This is a genomic window from Paenalcaligenes niemegkensis, from assembly GCF_022230885.1.
In the GTDB taxonomy this organism is placed as follows: Bacteria; Pseudomonadota; Gammaproteobacteria; order Burkholderiales; family Burkholderiaceae_B; genus Paenalcaligenes; species Paenalcaligenes niemegkensis.
Genome location: NZ_JAKGCT010000001.1, coordinates 29,161 through 54,063 on the forward strand (window position 1 = coordinate 29,161; position 24,903 = coordinate 54,063).

Consider the following 24,903-nt stretch of genomic DNA (forward strand, 5'->3'; position numbering starts at 1 on the left):
ATCATGGGATCACTTTCCCCTCGTACCCATTTAGACTGGCTAGAAGCCGAGGCCATTTACGTATTAAGGGAAATCGCCGCCGAATGCGAGCGCCCGGTATTATTATTCTCCGGAGGTAAAGACTCGGCTGTGCTGTTGAAGCTTGCCGAAAAAGCCTTTAGACCAGCTGCTTTTCCGTTTCCATTGATGCACATCGACACCGGACACAATTATCCTGAGGTAATCAGCTTCAGGGATAATCGTGCTGCCGAACTGGGCGAAAAACTGATTGTGCGCTCAGTCGAGGATTCCATCGCCCGGGGAACCGTCGTTTTACGTCACGAAAATGACACCCGAAATGGTGCGCAGGCAATAACCCTGCTGGAAGCGATTGAAGAGTTTCAGTTCGACGCTTGTATCGGAGGAGCCCGACGCGATGAAGAAAAAGCCCGCGCCAAAGAACGTTTTGTATCTTTTCGCGATGAGTTCGGCCAGTGGGATCCTAAAGCGCAGCGTCCAGAGTTATGGCGTCTTTTCAATACCCGCGTGCATAAAGGCGAAAACCTCAGGGCTTTTCCAATTTCCAACTGGACCGAGCTTGATGTGTGGCAATACATCAAGCGCGAAAATATTGAGCTCCCGTCTATCTACTACACCCATCCCCGTAGCGTAGTGCGCCGTAACGGCTTGCTGGTTCCGGATACCCACCTCACGCCTCCCAACGAAGGCGAAACAACCGAAGTGGTAAACGTGCGTTTCAGAACCGTTGGCGACATTTCCTGCACCTGCCCTGTAGAGTCCACAGCGGCCAGCCCTGACGACATCATTGAAGAGACCGCTCTTGCCACTCTCACCGAGCGCGGAGCTACGCGAATGGATGATCAAGCCTCTGAAGCCTCAATGGAACACCGAAAAAAACAAGGGTATTTTTAATGAACGCCATAAACGAATCCTGGGTAAGTACCACTGACACTGGCGTATTGCGCTTTATCACAGCCGGTTCAGTGGATGATGGAAAGTCGACACTTATAGGGCGCCTGCTCCTGGATAGCCAAGCAGTGTTCGCCGATCAAATAGACGCCATTAACCGCTCAAAATATAAACGTACCAATGGGCACGAGCCGGATCTCGCGCTCTTAACCGATGGGCTGGAGGCAGAACGCGAACAAGGTATCACTATCGACGTGGCCTATCGATACTTCGCCACGCCTTCACGCAAGTTTATCGTCGCCGATGCGCCGGGTCATGAGCAATACACTCGCAACATGATCACCGGGGCGTCGACAGCACAAGCTGTCATTATTCTCATCGATGCAAGCAAGGCCAGGGATGGCCGGTTGCTAACGCAGACTCGACGCCACACTACGCTCGCCAAATTACTGGGAGTAAAGCATATCGTCGTTGCCATCAACAAAATGGATCTGGTCGGTTGGGACGAGGCTGTATTTAATCGCATTCAGAATGCCTATTCCGAACTGGCAAACCAAGTAGGCATCAGCTCTTTTCAGGTAGTACCCATATCAGCATTACAGGGCGACAACATCAGCAAGCTCTCTCCCTTTTCTCCTTGGTATGAGGGCTTGCCCCTGCTCGGACTGCTGGAAAGCCTGTCGTTGGCCGATACGTCATCAAACAACGAAGCCAGACTGTTTGTCCAATGGGTCATACGCCATGACGGCCAGGCGGCCAATGCATTTCGAGGCTATGCTGGCCATCTGGATAGTGGCAGCCTGCACCTAGGTGACGAAATCACGGTTTGGCCCTCTAAAGTCAGTGCGAAAATCTCAGCTTTACAACGCTCTGGAAGCGACGTTCAAAGCGTACAAGCAGGCGACGCAGTCACCGTTTTATTAGATCGCGACATTGACGTCTCGCGTGGAGACTTAATCGCCTTGGCGACGAACGCTATCGTTCCCACGCGAGATATTCAAGCTGATCTGTGCTGGCTGGACGAAAATCCGCTTAATCCGGCCAGATCGTATTGGCTCAAGCAAGGATCACGAGTTACGCAAGCTAAAGTTAAAACCATTCACCAGGTACGGGATATTGAAGCCCTGGAACCCCGGTCTGGTGCCGAGCGTCTTGAAATGAATGACATTGCCTCGGTAAGTCTCAGTACACGGGATGCCTTGATACTGGAACCTTACGAGACTCAACCAACCACTGGCGCTTTTATTCTCATCGATTCCGCCACACACCAGACCGCTGCAGCCGGAATCGTGCGCTAAGGCGGTGCGGGAGTGCGGGCTGTGCAAGCACGGGCTTTCAATAATGCGCGCCGCTTGCCTAGTCTGGGCGGTCAGGGATGTGCCCAGGGAGCCTTGGCAAAGTGTTCGGCAAGATAATCCATAAACACTTGCACACGTGCCGGTCGCGCACGGCTGGGGGGCGTAACCAGATGCAGGGCTATGGGCGGAACCTCCCAGTCGGGCATGGCTACAGTCAACACCCCGGCCTTTAATTCTTCCCACACCAAAAACTCGGGCTGCACCGCCAGGCCCAGCCCACTGCACAATGCCGGTATCAGGGCCTCAGCGTTATTGACCCTTAGAAAAGCAGGCACGGTCTGTGCAAACTGACCGTGCCTGGCATGCTGGAAGCGCCACGTATTGCCACTGCTTTCATACATATATTGCAACGATCGATGCTGTGCAAGATCTCGTGGATGCATGGGAGTACCGTGAAGTTCAAAGTAGCGTGGTGACCCTACCATGTAGCGTTTCACGATGCACAGCCGCCTGGCAAGCAGGCTCGAGTCAGGAAGACTGGAAATTCGCAACGCCATGTCGAAGCCGTCGGCAACAATATCCGTCAGCTCGTCGCTAAAGCTCACCTCTAAAATCACCTCTGGGTGGGCTTGCATGAAGGCAGGTATCAAAGGAGCCAGGTGAGAGATACCAAACGACATCGGCGCACTGATACGGACCGTTCCACGTAGTGAAGCGACGTTATCCCTCAATCTCGCCTCTAGCTCTTCACCTTCACGTAAAATACGGCTCGCGCCATCCAAGGCACTCAGCCCGCTGCCAGTGAGCGACATTTTTCTTGAGGTTCGGTGAAACAGTGCGACGTTAAGCTGCTTCTCGAGTCGTGAAATAGCCTTCGACACGGTAGGCTGCGTAATGCCGAGTTCACTAGCGGCTCTGGCAAAGGAACCTACTTCGGCTACTTTGGCAAAAATTGCCCATGCTTGTAAATCTGGTAACTTAATCATGCTGTTTTTGGAATGAATGGGTTTCTATTTATTCTATTCTCTTAGTCATCAGCGCATATTAGTATTAACCCATCAGATTACTAACTATGGAGAACGAAATGATTGACCGTCGACCTTTTACAACTCTGGGCGGTGCTAACCACGGATGGTTAGACGCGAAGCATCACTTCTCATTTGCTCGCTACTACGATCCCAACCGCATGGGCTGGGGAGCCTTGCGGGTATGGAACGATGACACCATTGCAGCAGGAACTGGCTTTCCGCCCCACCCTCATTCCGATATGGAGATCATTACCTATGTTCGTCATGGCGCCATCACGCATGAAGACAGCCTGGGCAATAAAGGCCGCACTGAAGCTGGAGATGTGCAGGTAATGAGCGCCGGTACCGGCATACAACACGCGGAATACAATAGCGAACCCATCGATACCACTTTGTTTCAGATCTGGATCATGCCGGATGAAACGGGCAGCAGCCCCTCCTGGGGAAGCAAACCCTTTCCCAAAGGAGAGCGCGGTGGCAGTTTCGTAGCTTTGGCCAGCGGAATGGAAGGCGATACAGACGCTCTGCCCATCCGTGCCAATGCCCGTGTCTCTGGTGCGACGCTAGAGGCCGGTCAAACCACCGAATACCACTTGGATGTAGGGCGCGTGGCCTATCTGGTAGCAGCGACAGGCGACATTGAGGTGAATGGTGTGAAACTTGAAGCGCGAGATGGCGCAGCAATACGTGATGAATCCACGTTGCGTATTTCGGCTTCATCAGACTCTGAAATCGTATTGGTTGAAACGGCGGCTTAAGCAAACATGGACTAAGGCCGTTGGTCGGATACGACGCCAAGTCTGAGCCAAATCGGTAATACTTCACTTTCGAAATTTGCCAAGGCATCGGTGAAAAGTGCCGTAGGGTGGACAGGCAGCGTCGCTGAAAAGCGACGCCAAGCCTTCCATGCTCGGTCGGCGATGGGAGCCGTCGCAGATACACTGCCCTTTTCATGGAGGGCCATCCAGGCAGCCATCTGCGCCAAGCTTGTATTCAGCGCACTCCCCAAGGCGGGAGCCGCTAACCATTGTATAGGCCGTCCCTTTAACGCTGCTTGGCACAAGGCCAGGTTCAGCGACTGTGCAGGACGTGGATCGGGAGCGAGCTCCAATAAAGGATGGGCCACTCCAGAACCAACGAGCAACTGAAAGGCCGCATTCAGTTTGCCGGGGTCCGCCGCATACGCAGACGACGCAGCGCACTGCTCATAGCCTATAGCACCACGAGCCAAGGCCTGACGCACAGGATGAAAATAAGGCTGTGCTATGGCGGCTACGGCACGGTCATCAGTTGCCTGATCATGTGGCATCGGAAGGGCATGCAGTCGCTGTCGCAATAATGCCTGCCTATGGGCGGAGCTCGTAAGCCTTGCTGCCCGAGCCACCTGCTGATAAATATCGTGACGTAGCGTCTGATTACTGGCGAAAGCCTTGGCGCTTTCACGCAAAGCCGGGACGGACAGATCCGCAAGTAATACTTCGGTTTGTGCAGGAAGGGCTATGGCGTCTATGTTGTCCGCTGGTTGGGCGCTACCTAACCAGCAGCAACTGCTGCTTTCCCATCCGCGGACTACCTGCCCCACATGCTGAACCTGCCAATGCTCGGACAGCAGGTCATGAAGTAAGTAGGCAGGGTCACGCCCATCAAGCTGATCTAACGCTTTGAGCAAATCGGGGTACTTGGCTAGATGAGCGGCACCTGCATGCCCCAACGCTCGTACCTGAGCCAGCGCTGTTGCAGCACGCTGAGACGCACTTCCCTGTGCTGCCTGCGCATATTCGTAGAGCAAATTTCGCACAGGCACCATCTCGGCCATTCCCGGAAAGCAAGGATAACTCAAATAGACTAGCCCGCCAGGAGCCAAGAATCGTTGAATAAATGTTCGGATTGCCTGTTGATTAGCTGGTGAGACCCAGGCATAAACGCCGGTAAGGACGATATAGTCATAAGGCTCAGACTGCCCTGCCGCCATTTGCGCAAGATCAGAAAAACTGCTTTGCTGGAAACTGAGATTACTCAGTCCTGCACTGCAGGCCCAGGAACGACCAACCGAGATATGCTCAGGATTAAAGTCTACGGCATGGAAGGAAGCATGTGGATTCGCAGCGGCCAGCAGAGCTGCACCCAGCCCTGGACCACAACCCAGCTCGCACCAACGATAGGGGCGAGAAGGATCAGGGGCACTACGGCCCAAACCGCTGGCTACAAAGTGCAGCCAGGCTGGTGCCGTACCACGGTGAAAATACTCCGCATAACCGACTTCACCCGTGTATCCATCGATATCAGATTGCATCGTGACGAAGTGGTAATGCAGAGTTCAAGTTGAAAAACACAATTGCTCTTTAGAAAGAAGCCGTCATAGTTGCGTAATAGGCTCGTCCAGGCTCGTTATAAGTGGCTGCACCAGCAGAGGTCGCATTACCCTCTCGGTACAATCTCTTGTCAAACAGATTAGATACGCCCACGCGGAAACGCAAATTTTTGTTGTACTCGTAGCCAGCACTCAAGCCAGCAAGTGCATAAGGGCTGATCGTCTGCAGTCCGTCGCCAGTTATTTCCTCGCCAGTACGGATATTAAACGATGGTCCTGTTTGCTTGCCATAATATGTGACATTAGCCTGAAACGACCACTTGGGCGAGTAGTACCAATCAAGTGTACTGTTGATCGTGTACTCGGGGATGATGCTCAGCGGCTCACCAGTGCTCTTGTTTTTGGACTCAATCATGTAGGTAAAGTTGGTGTTCCAGTCCAGGCTGGACGCCAAAGGCAAAAACAAATTACCTTCAAGCCCTTCAACCACCGCCTTGCCGCTATTGGACCACTGCAATACTCGTGCCCCGTTTGGCAAACGGTATAAAACATTGGTGTCGGCTACAATTTTATTCTTGTAGTCGTTACGAAAGTAAGCTGCACTGGCACGCCAAGTACCGGGATCGTACTCGAAACCGATTTCTTTATTTACACTAGTTTCGGGCGAAAGATCTTCATTTCCGACCAGATAGCAGCCTTGGGAATTGGTTTCAGACTGCAAGCAACCATTACCCATACTGTACAACAAGTAATTAGGGTTGGATTGATACAGGTTAGGTGCTTTATAAGCCCGTGCAATACCTGCGCGAAGTCTTAGAGAGTCGGTCGCATCGTACGAGCCATTCAGGCTTGGACTCCAGTTACTGCCAAATTCGCTGCTATGATCCAGACGCACACCGGGCGTTAATGTAATGCGATCACTGGCTTCAATGTTATTTTCGATAAAAAAGGCATAGCTGTCCTGATCAGTTTTAGGGTCACGGTCGTTTTGCCCTGTATTACCAATACTGCCGCTGCTATACGTCTGCCGCAGACCGGACGGATCTTCCAGACTTTCATGTAACCATTCGACTCCCATTGTGGCGTATTGCTCGACGCCCCACTTGAAAGGTACGCTAATTTCGCCGGCAGCACGAAGATTTTTCAGCCTGGATGGCTGCTTCTCTCCGGCGACTGGCCGGCCTTCGGGGCCTCCTGCCAAGCCTTCTGGTTCACGCATATTTCTCGTGTAATCATAAGCTATCGATGCCTTAGATATGCCCCAATCGTAGTCGCCGCTGTGTGTGAGAGCGAAGTTCTCACGGTACATGGTATTGGTTTCATCCCCGTACAGATCGTTTACATACTCGTCCGGGGTGTTGTTCATAGTGTCACCCGCGAACTCGTTGCCCTGACGGCTGAAACCGAGATCCAAATCCAGCGTATTGCTGCGATTAGGCCGCCATGACAACAGAGCATTTACATCTTTGTTAACAACACCTTCCCGCCCTGAGGTCAGAGGTATGCCGTCGGCACCCTCTGCCGCCTTACCCGCATTAATGTCACGCGCATCGGCCCTTGTCTTGTTGTAGTTACCATACACTCGCATACTGAGCGTATCAGTGATAGGACTGGACAGTGATAAATTAACACGATCAGTGCTGCCTTCTTTGCTGTCTTCAGGCTGGCCGCGATAATAGGTGATAGAACCACTGGTCTCGTCAGTCGGGCGTTTGGTAATGATGTTCACCACCCCGCCCATAGCACCCGAGCCATAGCGTGCTGCCGCAGGACCGCGTATAACCTCGATGCGTTCGACCTGCTCAGCAGGCACCCAGTTCGTGTCGCCGCGTGTGTCGCGATCGCCATTCCAGCCGTAACGAACTGAGTTTCTTGAAGTTGAAGGCTTACCATCGATAAGGATCAGCGTGTTTTCCGGACCCATACCACGGATATCGATCTGCCGATTATTACCCCGCGACCCGCTCGCGCTATTACCCGTCAAGTTAACCCCAGGCTCACGGCGGATTATGTCGGCGAGATCATTCGTAGCGGGACGACGTTGGATGTCTTCGGCGGTGATAACCGAAACACCCAACGACTCTTTGATTTCTTCTTCAGCTGTGCCAAGCACTTGAATGCTCTGCATTTCCTGAACTGGGGTAACCCCCTGGGCCAGTGCGGCGCCCGATAAGGCCAACGCAACGGCAGCACTAGCGTACTGTAAGGGGAAAGGGGGGACAAACATGTGATTTTTCCTGGGGCGTTTGATTCTTAATTGAGAATGGTTTCTAATATCATTCAACTGTTGGGAATTATGTCAGCTCTTTCCACGACCAGGCACTTAGTTATCATCAAAAACCTTTGCTAAATCCTCATTCAACTTAATGTGTTAGCGCCGCACTCATGCCATCTTTTCGCTCAATCCCTCGCCAAACCGCGGATTTACCGCTTGCATACCGAACGGATGGACTGACCCAAAACGCAGTGCCACGATACTATCCCACCGATACGAACCGCGCCGTGTTTGATGGCCTGCTCGACACAATGGAGCTTGCCCCGGGCCTTATCCTGCATCGTGTTGATGCACGAGACCAAGAAGCAGCCGACATCCACGGAGTCGTGAAGCCTGGTTTAAGAATTGCATTAGTCATTGGAGGCAAAGTTGACGTCAGCATTGGCCAACACCGATTACTTCTGGGCCCACAAGCTAGCGGAGGTTTACGTGGAGCGCTGATATCCGTAGTCGAGCCTGTCGCTTTTCTGCGGCAATCAAATCATGGCAATGTGGAACGTACTGTTAGCATGACCATGACTCCAAGCTGGCTCCGAACTCATCTGGGTTTGGAATCAGCTGGCTGCTTAGAGTTCGCTCAAAAACATTTATCCGTATCGCCCTGGAGTATTTCTCCGCAAGCCGTGACGCTAGTTGAACAGATGTTGACGCCGCCAGCCTTGCCACCCTCTCTATGGAGGATGTATTTGGGTGCCCGAGCCCTTGCACTGGCCGTTGAGGCTCTTGCTACTCTAGAAGGAGGGGCGCCAAAGCAAGCGGCTACTCGTTTACGTAAACGAGACCGAATACGCATGGAACAATTACGCAATTTTCTTGACAGCGGCAAAGCAGACAGCCTGAGCCTGGAAGAAATCGCCCAGTACGCTTGCGTCAGCGTTAATACGCTGCAACGCCATTTCAGTTCCGTGTGGGGTGTGACGGTCGTGGCATATTTACGAGAATCTCGCTTGGAGCGAGCTCGGCTAGCGCTTGAAGAGAAAAGAGTTAGCGTGGCCGAGGCTGCCTGGCTGGCAGGTTATTCCAGCCCTTCTAATTTCGCTACCGCTTTCAGACGTCGTTATGGTATCCGGCCAGGGCAAGTCGGCTATCGACTAAACTCTCTCTAACCTGCTCTTGAAACGACAACAAGCATCCCCATATATGAATAATGGCTAGCACCCTAGTGCAGCCATTGCTGGTAGCAAGGGTTTGTTCAGGTTAAGAAAAGCAGTTGTGTAACGTTTGCCGTGTACTCTCTTGAATTAACAACATTCGCCCGTATAATTAGCACTCAGAGCCATCGAGTGCTAACAACGCTCACTGGCAAAAATTTTATCCAACTTGTATTTACTTGAACAGGAGTTCAACTATGGCACTGCGTCCTCTGAACGATCGTGTGATCGTCAAGCGTTTGGACAACGAGCGCACTACAGCCTCGGGTATTGTTATCCCTGAAAGCGCGGCCGAAAAGCCCGATCAAGGTGAAGTTCTGGCGGTAGGCCCAGGTAAGCGTACAGAAGACGGCAAAGTTTTGCCTCTTGACCTGAAAGTTGGCGACAAAATTCTGTTTGGCAAATATGCCGGTCAGAGCGTCAAAGTTGACGGTGACGAACTGCTCGTTATCCGCGAAGAAGAAATTCTCGCAATTATCGAGTAATCCTCCATTTACGCACTGAATCAAGGAATTAAAAATGGCTGCTAAGCAAGTATTATTTGGCGATGATGCCCGCACACGTATTGTCCGTGGTGTAAACACTCTGGCTAACGCCGTAAAAACCACAATGGGTCCTAAAGGCCGTAACGTGGTTCTGGATCGCTCTTTTGGCGCCCCTACCGTCACTAAAGATGGCGTGTCGGTTGCCAAAGAAATCGAACTTAAAGACAAATTCGAAAACATTGGCGCCCAGCTCGTTAAAGAAGTGGCTTCCAAAACTTCCGACAACGCTGGTGACGGTACCACTACTGCTACCGTATTGGCACAGGCCATCGTCGAAGAAGGTTTGAAGTACGTTGCAGCGGGTATTAACCCAATGGACCTCAAACGTGGTATCGACAAGGCTGTTGCCGTTACTGTCGACGAACTACGCAAACTGTCACGTCCCTGCACTACCAGCAAAGAAATTGCGCAAGTCGGTTCCATCTCGGCTAACAGCGACATCTCCATCGGCGAGATTATTGCTAACGCCATGGATAAAGTTGGTAAAGAAGGCGTCATTACTGTTGAAGACGGCAAGTCGCTCGAAAACGAGCTGGACGTTGTTGAAGGTATGCAGTTCGACCGTGGCTACCTCTCACCCTACTTCATCACCAGTCCAGAGAAGCAAGTTGCTGCGCTAGACGATCCCTATGTTTTGATTTTTGATAAAAAAATCAGCAACATCCGTGATTTGCTTCCAATTCTTGAGCAAGTTGCCAAGTCCAGCCGTCCTTTGCTGATCATTGCTGAAGACGTAGAAGGCGAAGCACTTGCTACATTGGTAGTCAACAACATCCGTGGCATTCTTAAGGCCACTGCTGTCAAGGCTCCTGGCTTCGGCGACCGTCGCAAAGCCATGCTGGAAGATATCGCTATCCTGACTGGCGGTACTGTTATTTCCGAAGAAACCGGTATGTCGCTAGAAACCGCCACCCTAGAGCACCTGGGCCAGGCTAAGCGCATCGAAGTTGCCAAAGAAAACACCACTATCATTGACGGTGCTGGCGACAGCCCATCGATTGAAGCGCGTGTAAAACAGATCCGTGCACAAATCGAAGAAGCCTCATCCGACTACGACCGTGAAAAACTGCAAGAACGCGTTGCCAAATTGGCTGGCGGTGTTGCTGTTATCCGTGTAGGTGCTGCGACTGAAGTCGAAATGAAAGAGAAAAAAGCTCGTGTAGAAGATGCTCTGCATGCTACACGCGCCGCAGTAGAAGAAGGCATTGTTCCTGGTGGTGGCGTAGCACTGATTCGTGCACGTGCTGCTGTTTCCCAGTTGAAAGGCGACAATATCGACCAAGACGCCGGTATCAAACTGGTATTGCGTGCCATTGAATCCCCACTGCGCACTATTGTTGCCAACGCTGGCGATGAGCCTAGCGTGGTTGTTAACCAGGTAGCTTCTGGCGAAGGTAACTACGGTTACAACGCTTCTACAGGCGAGTACGGTGACCTGGTAGCCCAAGGTGTGTTAGACCCTACTAAAGTGACACGTACTGCATTGCAAAATGCTGCTTCGATCGCCAGCCTGCTGCTGACAACCGAAGTTGCTGTTGCAGAAATTGCCGAAGACAAAGGCGATGCCGGTATGCCTGACATGGGCGGTATGGGCGGTATGGGTGGTATGGGCGGAATGGGCGGCTTCTAAGCTTCCATTCGCAGCTAAGGTTTAACTGACGAGTTAAACCCCGCGCATATAGAAGGTCCTTGCTGTAAGGTTGCAGCAAGGACCTTTTTTGTGCCATCCCTCTATAATCTGCTACAGCCCTTAATTGCTAAATTGCCAACATGTCCCATAACCCGTTTAAAAGCCAAGGCGGCTTCAGACGCATTCTGCAAGCAGCCGGCTACTCTGCCAAAGGCTTTAAAGCAGCCTATCAGCACGAAGCGGCGTTCAGGCAAGAGCTGCTGCTTGCGATCGTACTGGTGCCCCTGGCTTTTTTCATAGCGCAAACTCTGCTAGAGCTGGTCATGCTGATAGGCTCTATCGTGTTTATACTGACCACAGAGCTACTAAACTCTGCCATCGAGACGGTGGCTGACGCCGTAACCAGCGACTATCATCCATTAATTGGCAGAGCTAAAGACATTGCCAGCGCTGCGGTTGTGTTGAGCTTTTTCTTGGCAGCCATGATTTGGCTTGCTGTTGCTTATACTAGATTCGCGCCCTCGTTTTCTACCTAACAATTACTTATGACATTTTCTACTAAGCTTGAGGCCGCGTGGTCTCGAACGGGCTCCATGCTAATGGTAGGCCTGGACCCCGATATCACTCGTTTTCCTGCCGAGTTACAACACCGTCCTCACGCTATCTTCGAGTTTTGTCGCGAGATTGTTGACGCCACCGCTGCCTATGCTTGCGGGATCAAACCACAAATTGCTTATTTTGCCTCTCAGGCGGCAGAAGAACAGCTACAGGCACTCTGCGACTACGTGCGTGAACAGTATCCGTGGCTGCCCATCGTGCTGGATTCCAAACGCGGCGACATCGGCTCTACTGCCAGTCATTATGCTGCCGAAGCATTCGATCGCTACAAAGCTGATGCGGTCACCGTCAACCCATACATGGGTTTTGATTCCGTCGAGCCATATTTAGACTGGCAAGACCGCGGCGTGATTGTATTGTGCAGAACGTCTAATGCAGGAGGTTCTGATTTACAGTTCCTGAAGATGGAAGACGGCACGCCCTTGTATCTGCATGTTGCTGACCTTGTGGCCAATAAGTGGAATCGTAATGGCCAATGCTCGCTAGTAGTGGGCGCTACCTTTACTGACGAGGTCGCTGCCGTACGGGAGCGGGTAGGTGACATGCCATTACTCGTACCAGGAATAGGAGCTCAGGGGGAGATATTGCTGCAACGGTGGCTGCGGGCATGAGCAGCACAGCTAATGGCATGATGATCAACTCATCCAGGGCCATTTTATATGCCAGCGCAGATGAAGACTGGCGCGATATGGCGGCGGCAGTAGCGAAACAAACCCGTGATGCCATCAACGAGGCCCGAGGCCGGTAGGCCTACTCCTGCTCTAACAGTTCGGCAGTTGCATTAATAATAAAAGCAACTGCCTGCTCACGTATTTGCGATCGGTCACCATCGAAAATATGAGTATAGGCCCGAGTCACAATACCATCCTGTGTACGTTTCGCCAGACCGAAGCAAACCATACCCACGGGTTTGCCAGGCGTAGAACCTGTAGGCCCGGCAATACCGGTTGTTGATATGCCAATATTGGCTGCTACAGCCGAGGCCAGGGCGCCTGATGCCATCTCCATGGCTGTTTCTTCGCTGACTGCACCAAAACGATCGAGTGTATCAAAGCTGACGTTTAGATTTTCTTGTTTAGCCGCATTGCTGTATGTCACAAAACCGCGCTCGAACCATTGGCTGGAGCCATCGATAGCAGTGCAACTGGCCGCAATCAGACCGCCCGTGCAGGATTCGGCGGTGGCTAAAAGCATGGCCTTGCTTTTAAGCAAAACCCCTAGTTTCTCAGCTAGCTGCAAGTTCGTACTTTGAATCATATGAAGGCCCCTAGTCGTACCAGCACAGCCATTACCAACAAGGCATAAAGAGCTGCAACAATGTCGTCAAACATCACACCAAAGCCGCCGGAGAACCGTTGATCTGCATAGCGCACCGGCGGGGGTTTAACAATATCAAAGAAACGGAACAGTGCAAATGCGCATAACTGGGCCCAGAATCCGGCTGGACTTAACCATAGCACAAGCCAGAAGGCGACAACCTCATCCCAATTCATACCACCGTGGTCAGGGACACCCAAGTCATCGCCTGTGCGTTGGCAAGCCCAACATCCCAGGGCGAAGCTGAATACCAGAAGCAGCACTACACCCAGATCTGGCAAATGCTGCCACAGGACCACCCACAGCAGCCAGCCTAGTAACGTACCCCATGTGCCAGGGCCCGGATACAAAACCCCTGTACCGAAGCCAAAAGCGATGAAACGCGATGGCGCCTCGTAAACCCATCGTAAAGACGGACGAACTTTAACGCTAGCAGCCTGCTCAACCATTAACTGTCATCCTTCTGCTCGCTAGTCGAAATGATCGAAACCTTGGCGGGTTAATTGAATTAACTCATCATGGGCATTAAAAACGCGCAGGCCACGCTCTTTTGTAATTTGCCCGATTTTCGTGACCTGAGTTTGATGCTGTTGTGCAATCTCAGTAATCAACTGTCTCTGCGCTGCAGAAGCAGTAAAACATAATTGAAAAACGTCGCCACCTGACAGAACCGCCTGCTCTTGTATGGAAATTGGCAAGTCTTTCAAAGCCGGATGTACCGGCACCAAAGGGTAGTGGATATCAGCGCCACAACGGCTTGCCCTTAAAATATGTCCAAGGTCTTGCGCCAGGCCGTCAGAAACGTCCACCGCAGCATTTGCCACACCCACCAGATCGGCGCCCAGCCTGACCGGCGGCTGGGGAAGCTCGAGATCATTAATGCTCAAAGCCAAACGGTCTGCATCTAGTGGCAACTCTTGGGTAAGATAGCGCAGCGCCAAATCGGGCGCGCCCATTTGGCCACTTAACCATATATCATCACCTACCTGGGCACGAGAACGTAACAACCCCCTGCCGGCCGGAACCTCGCCCATAACCGTTACGCTAATGCTTATTCCTTGCACGGAACGCGTCGTGTCCCCACCAATAAGCGGACATTCGTAATAATCTGCCAGCTCAAGAAAACCTTCGCTAAACAAGCGCAGCCATTCGTGATCAGCGCTAGGCAAGGCGATTCCCAGCAGGCAACCCTTAGGCATGGCCCCGATAGCCGACAAGTCAGACAAATTAACAGCTAAAGCTTTATGTCCGAGGCGTCGGGGGCTGACATCACCAAAAAAATGGCGCCCTTCGAGTAGCAAGTCGGTGCTGGTTGCAAGCTGATAGCCTGGACGAACTGAAAACAACGCACAGTCGTCACCTACCCCTAAATAGCCTTTAGGTGCAGGGCGTGAGAAATACTGTGCAATAAGATCAAATTCGTTAGGCAATATGCTTCCTATTTACGGTTCTGGTACTTTTGAACTTCAGCGGTACGCACTGTAGCCGCAAGGCGGTCCAGCACGCCATTCACAAATTTAAATCCGTCTGTACCACCAAAGTCTTTAGCCAGCTCTACGGCTTCATTGATCGCCACACGATAGGGCACTTCAACGTGATGAATTAATTCGTAGCTGCCTAAAAGAAGAATTCCGTGCTCAATAGGTGAAAGCTCTTCGAGTGGGCGATCTACGTAGGGCATGAAACGCTCTTGTAAATCAGCGGATTCACGCATCACGCCATATAACAGTGTGCGATACCATGAAGCGTCGGCCTCGGAAAACTGCTCTTCGCTGCGAATGTGAGCATCAATCGAACCCGCCTCTTGAAGGCCATCAGCGCCACGGATAAGCCACGCATAGATGCCTTGCAGGGCAAACTCACGTGAGCGTCGCCGCGCGCTTCGGCTATTGGCACGCGACGGCGCAGCGCCGGACGGATTAGTTGTCGTCGTCAAGATTTTCTTCCTCATCGAAGTCGTCGTCTTCTGCTTCGTCGTCGTTCTCGTCTTCGTCATCTTCATCAAAGTCGGGTTCGAGCAAAGCAATAAGATTTGCCATTTCGACAGCCGCACGTGCGCAATCACGGCCTTTTTCAGCCGCACGCTCTTGTGCCTGCTCATCGGTTTCGGCGGTTAATATACCGTTAGCAACAGGCATGCCTGTATCGAGTGACACCCGCGTAATCGCAGCGGCACTTTCATTGCTAACAATTTCAAAATGATAGGTTTCGCCACGGATTACGGCGCCCAGAGCGATCAAGGCGTCAAACTCGCTGGTTTCAGCCATTTGAGCCAGAGTCAAACCGACTTCAAGTGCACCGGGCACAGAAAGCACAGTGATATCACGTACGTCTACGCCCAGGGCGACGAGTTCGGCGACACACGCCTCTTGCTGGGCGTTGCCAATTTCTTCGTTAAAGCGGGCACGTACAATACCGACGTGCAGGCCTTCGCCGTTAAGGTCTGGAAATACAATGTAGGGATTCATAATAGGCGGCTCCGGTCAGGCTTGGTGGTTAGGTTCGCTATGGTAACCCGTAATGCTAAGGGCAAAGCCCGTCATGCTGGGCATTTTTCGTGGGCGAGCAAGAAGTTTTGCTTTACCTACATTTAAATCACGCAATATCTGGGCACCGATCCCGTATGTGCGTAAATCGTAGCGGTTTTGGCGAGTTGCTTCAGGGCTAGCCGGCTGAGGCTGATTGCTTCGCGCATCGAACTGTTCAAACAGTTTTTCAGAAGAGCCTTGGCAATTCATGAGTACCATGACCCCTGATGGCGCTTGCTGAATGGTCTTAAGGGCTGACGATACTGTCCAGCTGTGATCGCTGACCTCATCGCAAAGCAAATCAAGCACAGTAGTCGGTTCGTGTACGCGCACCAAGGTCTCGACTTCGGGGTCGATTGAGCCGTGCACCAACGCCAAATGTGGCTCTCCGGACGATAAGTCGCGGTAGCCCACAGCCTGGAAATCCCCCCATGGAGTGGACATTTCACGCGTGAACAAGCGCTCGACCATGGACTCGTTTTGACTGCGATACTGAATCAGGTCGGCAATAGTACCAATTTTTAACTGGTGCTGTTTCGCGAATTCGATAAGATCCGGCAAACGAGCCATGGAACCGTCTGGTTTCAAAATTTCGCAGATAACTGCTGCTGGGGTTAAACCAGCAATTTTCGTAAGATCACACCCCGCCTCGGTGTGGCCGGCACGAACTAGCACACCACCATTTGCCGCTTTTAACGGGAAGATGTGACCTGGCTGAACCAGATCAGACGGACGCGCATCGCGGGCCACGGCTGCCCGTACCGTACGTGCACGATCAGCCGCAGAAATACCCGTTTCCACCCCTTCCGCCGCCTCAATGGAAACGGTGAAATTGGTACCAAACTTTGCACCATTACGGGTCGCCATCAAAGGCAGGTCGAGTTGGCGACAGCGCTCTTCGGTCAGTGTCAGACACACTAAACCCCGGCCATGGGTAACCATAAAGTTAATCGCCTCGGGGCTGACGAATTCAGCGGCCATGATCAGGTCGCCTTCGTTTTCACGATCTTCTTCATCAACCAGAATCACCATGCGGCCAGCACGCAGTTCGGCCACAATATCGGGAACTGACGATATATCGTAAGATTCTGCTTCGGGGAAATCGGCCGATTCTATATCACTCATGACAATCCTGCTTTATATTAGATAACCCATTTTAGCGCCTGCGGGCCCTATTCGTACAATGCGCTTGAATAACAGAGGCTGTTAAGCTGTTCAACATCGAATACTCTATCTCTGATGCCTTCACGGCAACCATTATGACCAAGAAAAGCAGCCCAATCGACGATGGCCGTCGACGCATCCAATCGATAGAAACAGGGCACACTTTGCTTGCTGCCCTGGTTGAGACCGGCACGCCCATGACGTTGCGCGACCTGGCCCACGCTGCCGGGATGAGCCCCGCAAAAGCCCACCCCTACCTGGTGAGCTTCATTAACGTAGGGCTGGTACGCCAGGACAGCAGCACCACACAATACGAATTGGGGCCTTTCGCCCTGCAAATGGGTATTGTCAGCTTACACCGCTTATCCCCGATACGCATTGCTCTGCCGCTGGTTAACGAACTGGCAACCCAAATCGGACATACCCTGGCCGTTGCAGTCCTGGGATCACACGGACCTACGATGGTTCATATTACCGAAGCCAGTTACCCTGTGCACGTCAATATGCGCCCTGGCACCGTGATGTCAATGATGCATACCGCAACGGGGCATGTTTTCGCTGCATGGCTTGCTCCGAAAGTTGCTGAACATTACATACAGCGCGAATACGGGGACAAGGCTGTGGTGACCAGTATGAGTCAACCCGACCCAAAACCAACGGTGTGGACACAAAAGCTGGAACAGGTTCGTGAGCAAGGTATGGCCAAGGCACTTGGAAACCCCTTGCCAGGCATAGATGCGCTCTCGGTACCTGTATTTGATCATACCGCCAGTCTGGTGCTGGCGATTACCAGTCTGGGCCCCAGCTCGTTATTTGATGCTTCAACAAACGGTCCCATTGCCCGGGCCTTAAGCCAGTGCGCCAGAAACGTCTCCACACAGCTGGGTTTCAAAAGCTAGGGCTGCACTGCTGACGATAGGCTATTCTTAGCAGTCACACCCCCTCCACCTAAAAGATAGATAACTACTCAAAGTGCTAGAACGCGAACTCAAGCTTTATATTCCCGGAAATTCGATGGCTGCGCTGAAGCAGCGTATGGCGACGCTGAACCCGCAGTCTCATACCTTGCGGGCTACCTACTATGACACTCCGGATCGTGCCCTGGCGCATGCTAAGGCAGCACTACGAGTGCGGCTTGAGAACGACGTCTGGGTGCAGACATTGAAAATGGCTGGGCCAGACGAGCTATCCAAGATCGAGCTGAACCATAACTTAAGCCACCAAGCGCTAGAACTTGAAAAATTCAAAAATGGCCCCGCTTACCCTTTAATTAAAAGTGTAGCGCGTGAGCTGCAGCCTCGTTATCAAACCTGCGTGGCAAGACAGACAGCACGCGTCAAAGTGGGTGAATCGCTTGTCGAAATCGCCCTGGACGAGGGTGTCATCAAAGCTGGAAACAGCGAGTTATCGATTAGCGAAATTGAGTTTGAACTGATTTCGGGGCCAGTAGACGCCCTTTTCGAGATTGGCGAGGCGTGGCTGACAGATTTTCAGTTGATTCTTGAACTGAGGAGCAAGTCAGAGCGTGGAGATGCGCTGGCGAAGTTCTGCGCACGCGAGTCCTTAGATGCCGACATGACTCCTGCTGAGGCGCTTGCTCGTAGACCCTACCGTCTGAATACGATGTCCTTGGTTCACTCTGTAACGATGCAGGACTGTTACGCAAATAGTGCGAGTGCCTACTTAACTCAAGTAATACGCAATGCTGCGTTTTTAAGCGGTATTGATAATATCCGCGCCTCTGCAGGGCAACAAGCCTCTTACCTGGCCTTAATGCGTGTGGGAATGAGACGTTTGCGTTCGTGTCGCCGCCTCTTTAGGCCCTGGATGACCCATAGCGAGAAAAATCTTGCAAAAAGCTACGCTACTATTTTTCCGAATTTGGAGAGGCACGCGACGACGATCTTTTATTGCTGGAGGTTTTCCCCAAACTGAAAAAAGGTGGGCTAACGAACACCGATTCGTTAGTCTTGCCACAACGAGCAAACTTTGAGCCCAGGAGGCTGGCTGCCAGTGGTGATTTTCAGCTATGCCTGCTTCACAGCCTAAGACTGATCGTAACGGGACAAAGTATTGTTGAGGGCGCACCACGCGAACCAGAGCTGTATCCGATACTTCATGGTCTCTTAGAACAGCAACTGGCAAGTATACGTGTTGCCAGCGCCTCTTTTGGAGACCTTAGTCATCGACGCCAGCACCGTTTAAGAAACTGGATTAAAACCTTGCGCTACTGCCTGGAGTTTTTAGGTACCCGAAGCCATCGTCCTTTATATAACTTGCTGCGTGAAGCCCAGCGTGCATTAGGTAAAGTCACCGACATGGATGTAGCGATCACGTGGTGTCGCGACTCGATTACTGAGCCGGAGCAACGCGGATATGCCCTAGGCTGGCTTCAGGCGACGCGCGACTACAAAGCCAGGCAGGCAGCAAAAATATTGAAAGAACTCGTCAACACCCACTATCCTAGCTATCCTGCCCCCACAGCAATAGCTGCGTTGAAAAGCAAGTAGCAACAGAAGGCTAATCGCCCACCAGGGCAGAGGCAAACTCGGCAGCGACGAAGGGCTGCAGATCATGTATGCCCTCGCCCACCCCAATCCAATAGACGGGTACAGGCCTGACCCCTTGACTACCCGCCGCTACGGCGGCGAGCGTGCCCCTTTTGCTGTACCGTCCAGCTTGGTTACCACCAGGCCAGTAAGGCCGATAGCCGCATCAAAGGCCTTGATTTGCGACAGGGCGTTTTGACCTGTATTACCATCAACCACTAACAACACTTCATGTGGAGCGTCACCGTCAGCTTTGGCGGTAACCCGCTTGATCTTCTTGAGCTCTTCCATTAAATGCAGCTGTGTAGGCAGGCGTCCGGCCGTATCAACCATTACAACGCCCATGCCCCGTGCTTTTCCAGCATTAACTGCATCGAATGCTACCGCAGCAGGGTCTCCGCCCTCTTGAGCAATGACGGCCACATTGTTTCGTGCCCCCCATTCAACCAGCTGCTCGCGTGCCGCCGCCCGGAACGTGTCACCTGCAGCCAGCAAAACAGAAGCCCCCTGGGCCTGGAAAGCATTGGCCAGTTTCCCGATAGAAGTGGTTTTACCGGCCCCATTGACCCCTGCGATCATGACCACCAAAGGAGCAGTCCGTTTAAGGTCAAAGTTTTTTTCAAGTGGACGCAAATGCTCGGCCAACACTTCTTTCAGGGCTGCCCTGACTTGCGCACCATCGTTCAGCTTCTCTTTGCGCACACGCGCACGCAAGGCCGTCAATAATTTATCGGTGGCCTCAACCCCTGCGTCTGACATAATCAGTGCGGTCTCAAGCTCTTCGAATAAATCTTCATCGACGGTAACGCCAACGAAAATGCCACCAATGCTTTGACCCGTGCGCGACAAACCTTTACGTAAACGGCTCAACCAGGAGCCTTTAGGCTGAGATTCCGGGGCGGGCTCTGAAGACGCAATCATGCCGGATGGTACGCCGGCAATGGGTGCTGCCGGCTCTGGCGTGGTTGTGGTGGCTGGTGGCTCGGGCAGCGCCGTTAACGCCTCCAGGGTATCTGCGGCAGGCGATAATGACTCGGTCCTGCTGATCTCTGTGAAGATATCATCGGTGCTGTCGAGATTCTCGAGCTTTGCAAGAGCTTGTCGATTGACATCAGGCGAAACCTGACCTGCGACCGGCAGGGCCGTCGCGGATGCGGGTGCGACAGGCGTCTGTGCGGCAGCAACACTTTTGTTCGGCTCGGCAGACGAAATTGTGGCAGACTCTATGCTGCTTGCCGGAGAGGGCTGCGTCGCTGCAGTGTCGGTCTCGACCTGAAGGGGCTGCGGATCTACCGCTACGCGGTTTTCTTCCGCAACGTCGTCTTTAGACGCTTTCTTTCTTTTAAAAAAACTGAACATACAATTTAGGTTAAGCCATAATTTGGTTGGTTCACGCCATCGCCCAACATAAGCGCGCATGAAAAAACACACTATCCGTATTGTAGGCGGTGATTACCGCCGTACACCCCTTATTGTCACCGATGCTGAGGGACTTAGGCCAACTCCTGACCGGGTTCGAGAAACTTTATTTAACTGGTTACGCCACTTTTGGGAGGGCAACTTTTCTGACAAGCGCGTACTGGATCTATTCGCAGGCTCAGGCGCACTTGGCTTCGAGGCAGCTTCACACGGTGTCGCCCATGTGCAAATGGTGGAAAACAATAAACAAGCGGTAGCCGCGTTACGCTCAGTTCGAAACAAACTGGGAGCAGATACTGTCCGCATCCATGACGGAGACGCCCTTCACGTGTTGCAACGCACCGAAGCTCCTTACGACCTGATCTTTATTGATCCGCCTTTTGGTAAAAACTGGCTTGATAAAGTGTGGCCAATTTTACCCATGGTACTTGCACCCGACGCCTTAATCTATGTAGAGTCTGAAGTTAAGGTAGAAACACCACCCCACTTTGAACTAGAACGTGAACAACGTGCGGGACACGTATATTTCCACTTATTTAGATTTGCTGCAACGCAAGAAACAGACAATAATGCGTGACTTTACTAATTAAGTCAGTTTTACACCTGATCCTCGTCTGCTACTTTTGCCTAATAGCGCGGAACCCAAATGATTACTGCCGTATACCCTGGTACCTTTGACCCATTAACACGTGGCCATGAAGACTTAGTGAGACGTGCTGCGAATTTATTCGATCGCGTCGTCGTGGGCGTTGCACACAGCCAAGCAAAAAAACCTTTCTTTTCGGTCGCAGAGCGTGTCGAGATTGCAAATGAAGTGCTCGGCCATTATCCCAATGTGGAAGTACAAAGCTTTGGCGGACTGCTCAAGGACTTTGCGCGAGAACAAAACGCTCGCGTCATTGTACGCGGCTTACGGGCAGTATCTGATTTTGAGTATGAGTTTCAAATGGCAGGCATGAATCGACATTTGCTGCCTGAGGTTGAAACCTTGTTCATGACTCCATCAGACCAGTACCAGTTTATATCCGGCACTATTGTGCGCGAAATAGCAATCCTGGGTGGCGACGTAAGTAAATTCGTCTTCCCCTCAGTTGAGCGCTGGTTACTAAGCAAGGCCAAAGCCCTGCGCGAACAACAAGAACAGAGCTCAGAGGGTTAATCGACCAAGTCCGCTCATTGGGTATTACACTCTGTGAATGACTAAGCTCTTATTACAACGGTAATTATCATGGCTCTACACATTACTGAAGAATGCATTAACTGCGACGTATGCGAGCCACAGTGCCCAAACACAGCCATTTACATGGGCGAGGAAATCTACGAGATAAACCCTTCGCTATGTACCGAATGTGTTGGTCATTTCGATGAGCCGCAATGCGTCGTTTTCTGTCCGGTTGAATGTATTGAAATACATCCTGATCATCAAGAAGATAACGCCGCACTAACGGCTAAATATCATAAGCTTACCGCTGTCAAAGCCTAATGCTTCACCATCAGCTGCTCAGCGTTCAGGGGCTACGATACCCAGTAAGTCCCTGATGGTTTCGCCTAAAGAGCGATCACTAATGCTGATGTTCTGCGCAGCCTCCGCGGCGGGATCCTCGGGGCCCAAAAGTTCATCCGTGCCGGAGCTTTGATTTGCAAGCTTATCCAGCAATCCGTTTTCCAGCGCTTGTTTTACAGAAGGCGTATTCACGCTCTCCCACTCAACGCGGTGATGAGGATGCGCTAGCGGCCCCGTCACCTGTATGGGCACTGTCACCCCCACCAACTCAGCAATCGTAAGGTCCCGTGTTACTTCCCGGGCCTTCTGCAAGCGCAACTGAAGCGTAAGATCTAACTGCCGGTTAACGAGATCAATGTAAGCTGGCTTGGCCGTGCTGATGCGAAGACGAGGCGTCGTAGCAACAAGCGTACTGAACTCAAGCTGGCCGTTGGTGATAGCTGACTGCAGGCTTAGGGCCGCAAAATCAGTCAGTTGCTGTGGATCGAACTCGAGTCCTAACGGAGGTAGCTGAGGACCGAAGGCATTTTTAGCCACATTTAAAATATTACGCAGACCCTGTTCGACATTTAAACCGTACACACTGCCATTGGTCGCATCCAGGTTAAAACTGCCATTCAGTCCGCTTAACCACGCGGCTGGAGTATGACCGCCAGTGGTCAGCCTGAGTGCTATATCACTTTTACCGCTCGCGCGCATCTGACCGAAGCTATCTTGCAGTAACTCACCTATTTCAATGCCATAGCCATTGACGGCAGCACGCAGTGTGTTGTTCTGACTCAGACGTAACTCGCCGTTCATTTGCCCTTGATAAAACGCGGGACTCTGAAGCTTTACCCGCAAATCGCCAGCGTCAAGCACCAGGCCTGCGTTCATGTCGTCAAGACGGAAGCCTCCCATGCGCACATTTTCAAATTTCGCCTTGCCGTTGATATCAAGCATCGCCAGGGGAGAAAAATCAAACACAGGACCTGCGACTGGTCCCACAAACTCGGGAGACTCGTTAGAGTCTTCGGACTCGGCAGCCGCCGCTTGACGGCGTAAAGCCCGTACTTCTACCGAGGGGATCCAGGCCGAAGCATCCACGTGTTTAGCCAGTAAATCCAGTGTCAGAGTGGGACGCTTCAAATAGTCGTATATCCCCGATACCACCACCTCCCCTTCCCCGCTCTTGAGCTTCAGATCGCCATCCCACTCGCGTTGACGCAAATGCCAGGTCGTGTCGCCCTCGACATCTGCGTCTGCACGGCTTTGGGACAGACCTTCATCTTCGAGGCTAAGCTTGCCGGCAATATTATCCCATTGCAGCTGATGACTATCACGGTTCCAGTGCAGCGGGCTGCTGACTTTTAATTGCCAGGCCTGACTGGGACGTTTAACCACACCTTCCAGACTGAAGTTTTCTGCACGCAGATCTGAGATAGAGCCATTAACCCCTGTGATATTAAGGCTTATGCCCATTACATTCTGGTCGCTTAACTTGGCGCTGCCGACTATAGGTTCGGCCTCGGCCAGGTCAGGAGTCAGCACCAGACGGGGAACGTCCAGCGCGACATCCAGGGCAGTGTCGCTCATGTTGCCGGAACCCCGTATCACGAGCTTCTGAAAATCAAGGGTATCGCTGCTTCGTCCGTAATTTAAGCTGGGAGTAGTCACAGAGAACTGTACATCGCTTATTGGGTTTGCACCTTTAAGCTCACCCTGCGTAGTAAGTTCAAGCGATCTGGCACGTACTAAGCTGGCGGCAGGCTCATATTCGATATTACCTCGCAACTGCATGGCTGTTGCCGTGTAATCGGCTAAGTCACCGACTAATTGTGCGCTCAGGCGCTGAGCTGAATAACTGTCGTTATACGGATCAAGCTTTACCAGCGCTTGCCCTTCGAGCTGCGCATCGGCAATGGGGTAATCGCCTTGCAAACTGCCTTTAAAAGCCACATCAAAAGGTTGGCCAAAGGTCATGCGACCCGTATTCACTTCCAGATTTACCACTCTGGCGATGGTATCGTTCGTTTTATCGTAAAAATGAATCTCGCCTTCCTTGAAATCCAGGCCGGCAATATCAATCTGGAAGTCGGTATCCCGTGCGTCAGGCATCACTACCGCTTTCAGTGAGGCTCCAGCCGAAGGCTTGGCCTCGTCAGCCTGTATAAGCGCGGCGTCAGCTGCCTGTGCCGACTTGATGGGACTGAACTGACTGGCCCGGTTCGCAATAACTGGCGCCCCTTGCTCAGCCGAGCGCTGCAGCAAATCAGTAAAGTTGAAACTGCCATCGCCCTCGCGCACAATCCATGCCTTGAAACCCCGCAGCGCGACGTGATCAACCACAAACCGGTTAGACATCAGCGGCCATATAGCGACTGCAAATCTGGCGCTTTCTATAGACGCAAAAGGGTCGTCGGAAAACCGATCTGACAAAGCGACGGAATCAACTGCCAAGCCGATACGGGGAAACAACGAAAGTTCAATATCGCCGTTTATCGTCAACTTGCGCTGATAGCGCTCGTACACAATTTCTTCCAACTTATTTTTATAAGCGTTTGGATCAAAAGTCAGCAAGAAAATTGCGGCACCAACCAATGCCACAATAAACAACCCTACCAGGCTAAATAGCCCGCGCTTAAACCATACTTTCATTGGGCCCTCAAGAAACCAAA

23 protein-coding genes and 2 pseudogenes are annotated in these 24,903 nt (G+C 52.1%); 14 read left to right on the plus strand and 11 right to left on the minus strand.

Annotated elements, in window-relative coordinates:
* The first annotated feature begins 3 nt into the window (after positions 1–3).
* A complete protein-coding gene (gene cysD, locus L1889_RS00170) occupies positions 4–912 on the plus strand; it encodes a sulfate adenylyltransferase subunit CysD (RefSeq protein WP_238663336.1) in 909 nt (302 codons plus the stop codon).
* A complete protein-coding gene (locus tag L1889_RS00175) occupies positions 912–2,207 on the plus strand; it encodes a sulfate adenylyltransferase subunit 1 (RefSeq protein WP_238663338.1) in 1,296 nt (431 codons plus the stop codon). Before cysD ends, L1889_RS00175 begins: the two co-directional genes overlap by 1 nt.
* Before the next feature lie 71 nt (positions 2,208–2,278).
* Here the strand turns inward: L1889_RS00175 and L1889_RS00180 are convergent, their stop codons facing one another.
* The gene (locus L1889_RS00180) at positions 2,279–3,193 is read right to left on the minus strand and encodes a LysR family transcriptional regulator (RefSeq protein WP_238663341.1); all 915 of its coding nucleotides are present in this window, start codon (positions 3,191–3,193) and stop codon (positions 2,279–2,281) included.
* 98 nt (positions 3,194–3,291) lie between these two features.
* Here L1889_RS00180 and L1889_RS00185 point away from each other — a divergent pair, with 98 nt between their 5' ends.
* On the plus strand, positions 3,292–3,993 hold the full coding sequence (locus tag L1889_RS00185; protein ID WP_238663343.1) for a pirin family protein: 702 nt from the start codon (positions 3,292–3,294) through the stop codon (positions 3,991–3,993).
* Positions 3,994–4,004: 11 nt separating this feature from the next.
* Here L1889_RS00185 and L1889_RS00190 read toward each other — a convergent pair whose 3' ends face one another.
* Together L1889_RS00190 and L1889_RS00195 are read right to left on the minus strand one after the other, a co-directional pair.
* The gene (locus L1889_RS00190; protein WP_238663345.1) at positions 4,005–5,528 is read right to left on the minus strand and encodes a methyltransferase domain-containing protein; all 1,524 of its coding nucleotides are present in this window, start codon (positions 5,526–5,528) and stop codon (positions 4,005–4,007) included.
* 49 nt (positions 5,529–5,577) lie between these two features.
* Complete coding sequence (locus L1889_RS00195) at positions 5,578–7,773, minus strand: FepA family TonB-dependent siderophore receptor (protein ID WP_238663347.1); 2,196 nt, start codon at positions 7,771–7,773, stop codon at positions 5,578–5,580.
* 239 nt (positions 7,774–8,012) lie between these two features.
* Here L1889_RS00195 and L1889_RS18645 point away from each other — a divergent pair, with 239 nt between their 5' ends.
* The 5 genes and pseudogenes from L1889_RS18645 to pyrF all read left to right on the plus strand — a co-directional run bounded on the left by L1889_RS18645 (position 8,013) and on the right by pyrF (position 12,513).
* A complete protein-coding gene (locus L1889_RS18645) occupies positions 8,013–8,927 on the plus strand; it encodes a helix-turn-helix transcriptional regulator (protein WP_238663351.1) in 915 nt (304 codons plus the stop codon).
* A 242-nt stretch (positions 8,928–9,169) separates the two neighbouring features.
* Complete coding sequence (locus tag L1889_RS00205; RefSeq protein WP_238663353.1) at positions 9,170–9,457, plus strand: co-chaperone GroES; 288 nt, start codon at positions 9,170–9,172, stop codon at positions 9,455–9,457.
* A gap of 34 nt (positions 9,458–9,491) precedes the next feature.
* Positions 9,492–11,147: a chaperonin GroEL gene (gene groL, locus L1889_RS00210; RefSeq protein ID WP_238663355.1), complete on the plus strand. Its 1,656-nt coding sequence runs from the start codon at positions 9,492–9,494 to the stop codon at positions 11,145–11,147.
* Positions 11,148–11,287: 140 nt separating this feature from the next.
* Positions 11,288–11,683, plus strand: a complete 396-nt coding sequence (locus tag L1889_RS00215; protein ID WP_257793786.1) for a diacylglycerol kinase — start codon at positions 11,288–11,290, stop codon at positions 11,681–11,683.
* Positions 11,684–11,692: 9 nt separating this feature from the next.
* Positions 11,693–12,513: pseudogene (gene pyrF / locus L1889_RS00220) on the plus strand (orotidine-5'-phosphate decarboxylase).
* Positions 12,514–12,515: 2 nt separating this feature from the next.
* On the opposite strand, the gene L1889_RS00225 reads toward pyrF, so the two are convergent.
* The 6 genes from L1889_RS00225 to ribBA are packed head-to-tail and all read right to left on the minus strand — an operon-like array spanning position 12,516 to position 16,735.
* Complete coding sequence (locus tag L1889_RS00225) at positions 12,516–13,022, minus strand: CinA family protein (protein WP_238663356.1); 507 nt, start codon at positions 13,020–13,022, stop codon at positions 12,516–12,518.
* Complete coding sequence (locus tag L1889_RS00230) at positions 13,019–13,531, minus strand: phosphatidylglycerophosphatase A family protein (RefSeq protein ID WP_238663358.1); 513 nt, start codon at positions 13,529–13,531, stop codon at positions 13,019–13,021. Before L1889_RS00230 ends, L1889_RS00225 begins: the two co-directional genes overlap by 4 nt.
* Before the next feature lie 21 nt (positions 13,532–13,552).
* Positions 13,553–14,512, minus strand: coding sequence for a thiamine-phosphate kinase (gene thiL, locus L1889_RS00235; RefSeq protein ID WP_238663364.1), 960 nt, complete (start codon positions 14,510–14,512; stop codon positions 13,553–13,555).
* Between the two features lie 8 nt (positions 14,513–14,520).
* The gene (gene nusB / locus L1889_RS00240) at positions 14,521–15,018 is read right to left on the minus strand and encodes a transcription antitermination factor NusB (protein ID WP_238663365.1); all 498 of its coding nucleotides are present in this window, start codon (positions 15,016–15,018) and stop codon (positions 14,521–14,523) included.
* Positions 15,002–15,550: a 6,7-dimethyl-8-ribityllumazine synthase gene (ribH, locus tag L1889_RS00245; protein WP_238663368.1), complete on the minus strand. Its 549-nt coding sequence runs from the start codon at positions 15,548–15,550 to the stop codon at positions 15,002–15,004. Before ribH ends, nusB begins: the two co-directional genes overlap by 17 nt.
* A 15-nt stretch (positions 15,551–15,565) precedes the next feature.
* Positions 15,566–16,735, minus strand: a complete 1,170-nt coding sequence (gene ribBA, locus L1889_RS00250; RefSeq protein WP_238663370.1) for a bifunctional 3,4-dihydroxy-2-butanone-4-phosphate synthase/GTP cyclohydrolase II — start codon at positions 16,733–16,735, stop codon at positions 15,566–15,568.
* Between the two features lie 134 nt (positions 16,736–16,869).
* Here ribBA and L1889_RS00255 point away from each other — a divergent pair, with 134 nt between their 5' ends.
* The 3 genes from L1889_RS00255 (at position 16,870) to L1889_RS00265 (ending at position 19,284) form a co-directional block, all read left to right on the plus strand.
* Positions 16,870–17,673 carry an IclR family transcriptional regulator gene (locus tag L1889_RS00255; protein WP_238663372.1) on the plus strand — a complete coding sequence of 268 codons (804 nt, stop codon included), beginning with the start codon at positions 16,870–16,872 and terminating at the stop codon, positions 17,671–17,673.
* 73 nt (positions 17,674–17,746) lie between these two features.
* A complete protein-coding gene (locus L1889_RS00260; RefSeq protein ID WP_308217569.1) occupies positions 17,747–18,709 on the plus strand; it encodes a CYTH domain-containing protein in 963 nt (320 codons plus the stop codon).
* On the plus strand, positions 18,685–19,284 hold the full coding sequence (locus L1889_RS00265; protein ID WP_238663374.1) for a CHAD domain-containing protein: 600 nt from the start codon (positions 18,685–18,687) through the stop codon (positions 19,282–19,284). Before L1889_RS00260 ends, L1889_RS00265 begins: the two co-directional genes overlap by 25 nt.
* Positions 19,285–19,294: 10 nt before the next feature.
* On the opposite strand, the pseudogene ftsY reads toward L1889_RS00265, so the two are convergent.
* Positions 19,295–20,370: pseudogene (ftsY, locus tag L1889_RS00270) on the minus strand (signal recognition particle-docking protein FtsY).
* Positions 20,371–20,740: 370 nt separating this feature from the next.
* On the opposite strand from ftsY, the gene rsmD reads away from it, so the two are divergent.
* The 3 genes from rsmD to L1889_RS00285 all read left to right on the plus strand — a co-directional run bounded on the left by rsmD (position 20,741) and on the right by L1889_RS00285 (position 22,225).
* Positions 20,741–21,319: a 16S rRNA (guanine(966)-N(2))-methyltransferase RsmD gene (gene rsmD / locus L1889_RS00275; RefSeq protein WP_238663375.1), complete on the plus strand. Its 579-nt coding sequence runs from the start codon at positions 20,741–20,743 to the stop codon at positions 21,317–21,319.
* 69 nt (positions 21,320–21,388) lie between these two features.
* Entirely contained in the window at positions 21,389–21,901 is a 513-nt protein-coding gene (gene coaD, locus L1889_RS00280; RefSeq protein ID WP_238663376.1) for a pantetheine-phosphate adenylyltransferase, read from the plus strand.
* Positions 21,902–21,970: 69 nt separating this feature from the next.
* Positions 21,971–22,225 (plus strand): YfhL family 4Fe-4S dicluster ferredoxin, encoded by a 255-nt coding sequence (locus L1889_RS00285; protein ID WP_238663377.1) that lies wholly within the window; start codon positions 21,971–21,973, stop codon positions 22,223–22,225.
* 18 nt (positions 22,226–22,243) lie between these two features.
* Here the strand turns inward: L1889_RS00285 and L1889_RS00290 are convergent, their stop codons facing one another.
* On the minus strand, positions 22,244–24,883 hold the full coding sequence (locus L1889_RS00290) for an AsmA family protein (protein ID WP_238663378.1): 2,640 nt from the start codon (positions 24,881–24,883) through the stop codon (positions 22,244–22,246).
* Between the last annotated feature and the right edge of the window lie 20 nt (positions 24,884–24,903).

Coding starts and splice junctions, on each gene's coding strand:
- groL (WP_238663355.1), top strand. CDS start 9,492: ATGGCTGCTAAGCAAGTATTATTTGGCGATGATGCCCGCACACGTATT.
- L1889_RS00185 (WP_238663343.1), top strand. CDS start 3,292: ATGATTGACCGTCGACCTTTTACAACTCTGGGCGGTGCTAACCACGGA.
- ribH (WP_238663368.1), bottom strand. CDS start 15,550: ATGAATCCCTACATTGTATTTCCAGACCTTAACGGCGAAGGCCTGCAC.
- L1889_RS00290 (WP_238663378.1), bottom strand. CDS start 24,883: ATGAAAGTATGGTTTAAGCGCGGGCTATTTAGCCTGGTAGGGTTGTTT.
- L1889_RS00225 (WP_238663356.1), bottom strand. CDS start 13,022: ATGATTCAAAGTACGAACTTGCAGCTAGCTGAGAAACTAGGGGTTTTG.
- rsmD (WP_238663375.1), top strand. CDS start 20,741: ATGAAAAAACACACTATCCGTATTGTAGGCGGTGATTACCGCCGTACA.
- cysD (WP_238663336.1), top strand. CDS start 4: ATGGGATCACTTTCCCCTCGTACCCATTTAGACTGGCTAGAAGCCGAG.
- L1889_RS00195 (WP_238663347.1), bottom strand. CDS start 7,773: ATGTTTGTCCCCCCTTTCCCCTTACAGTACGCTAGTGCTGCCGTTGCG.
- L1889_RS00180 (WP_238663341.1), bottom strand. CDS start 3,193: ATGATTAAGTTACCAGATTTACAAGCATGGGCAATTTTTGCCAAAGTA.
- L1889_RS00175 (WP_238663338.1), top strand. CDS start 912: ATGAACGCCATAAACGAATCCTGGGTAAGTACCACTGACACTGGCGTA.
- L1889_RS00255 (WP_238663372.1), top strand. CDS start 16,870: ATGACCAAGAAAAGCAGCCCAATCGACGATGGCCGTCGACGCATCCAA.
- L1889_RS00215 (WP_257793786.1), top strand. CDS start 11,288: ATGTCCCATAACCCGTTTAAAAGCCAAGGCGGCTTCAGACGCATTCTG.
- L1889_RS00205 (WP_238663353.1), top strand. CDS start 9,170: ATGGCACTGCGTCCTCTGAACGATCGTGTGATCGTCAAGCGTTTGGAC.
- L1889_RS00190 (WP_238663345.1), bottom strand. CDS start 5,528: ATGCAATCTGATATCGATGGATACACGGGTGAAGTCGGTTATGCGGAG.
- coaD (WP_238663376.1), top strand. CDS start 21,389: ATGATTACTGCCGTATACCCTGGTACCTTTGACCCATTAACACGTGGC.
- ribBA (WP_238663370.1), bottom strand. CDS start 16,735: ATGAGTGATATAGAATCGGCCGATTTCCCCGAAGCAGAATCTTACGAT.
- L1889_RS00230 (WP_238663358.1), bottom strand. CDS start 13,531: ATGGTTGAGCAGGCTGCTAGCGTTAAAGTTCGTCCGTCTTTACGATGG.
- L1889_RS00285 (WP_238663377.1), top strand. CDS start 21,971: ATGGCTCTACACATTACTGAAGAATGCATTAACTGCGACGTATGCGAG.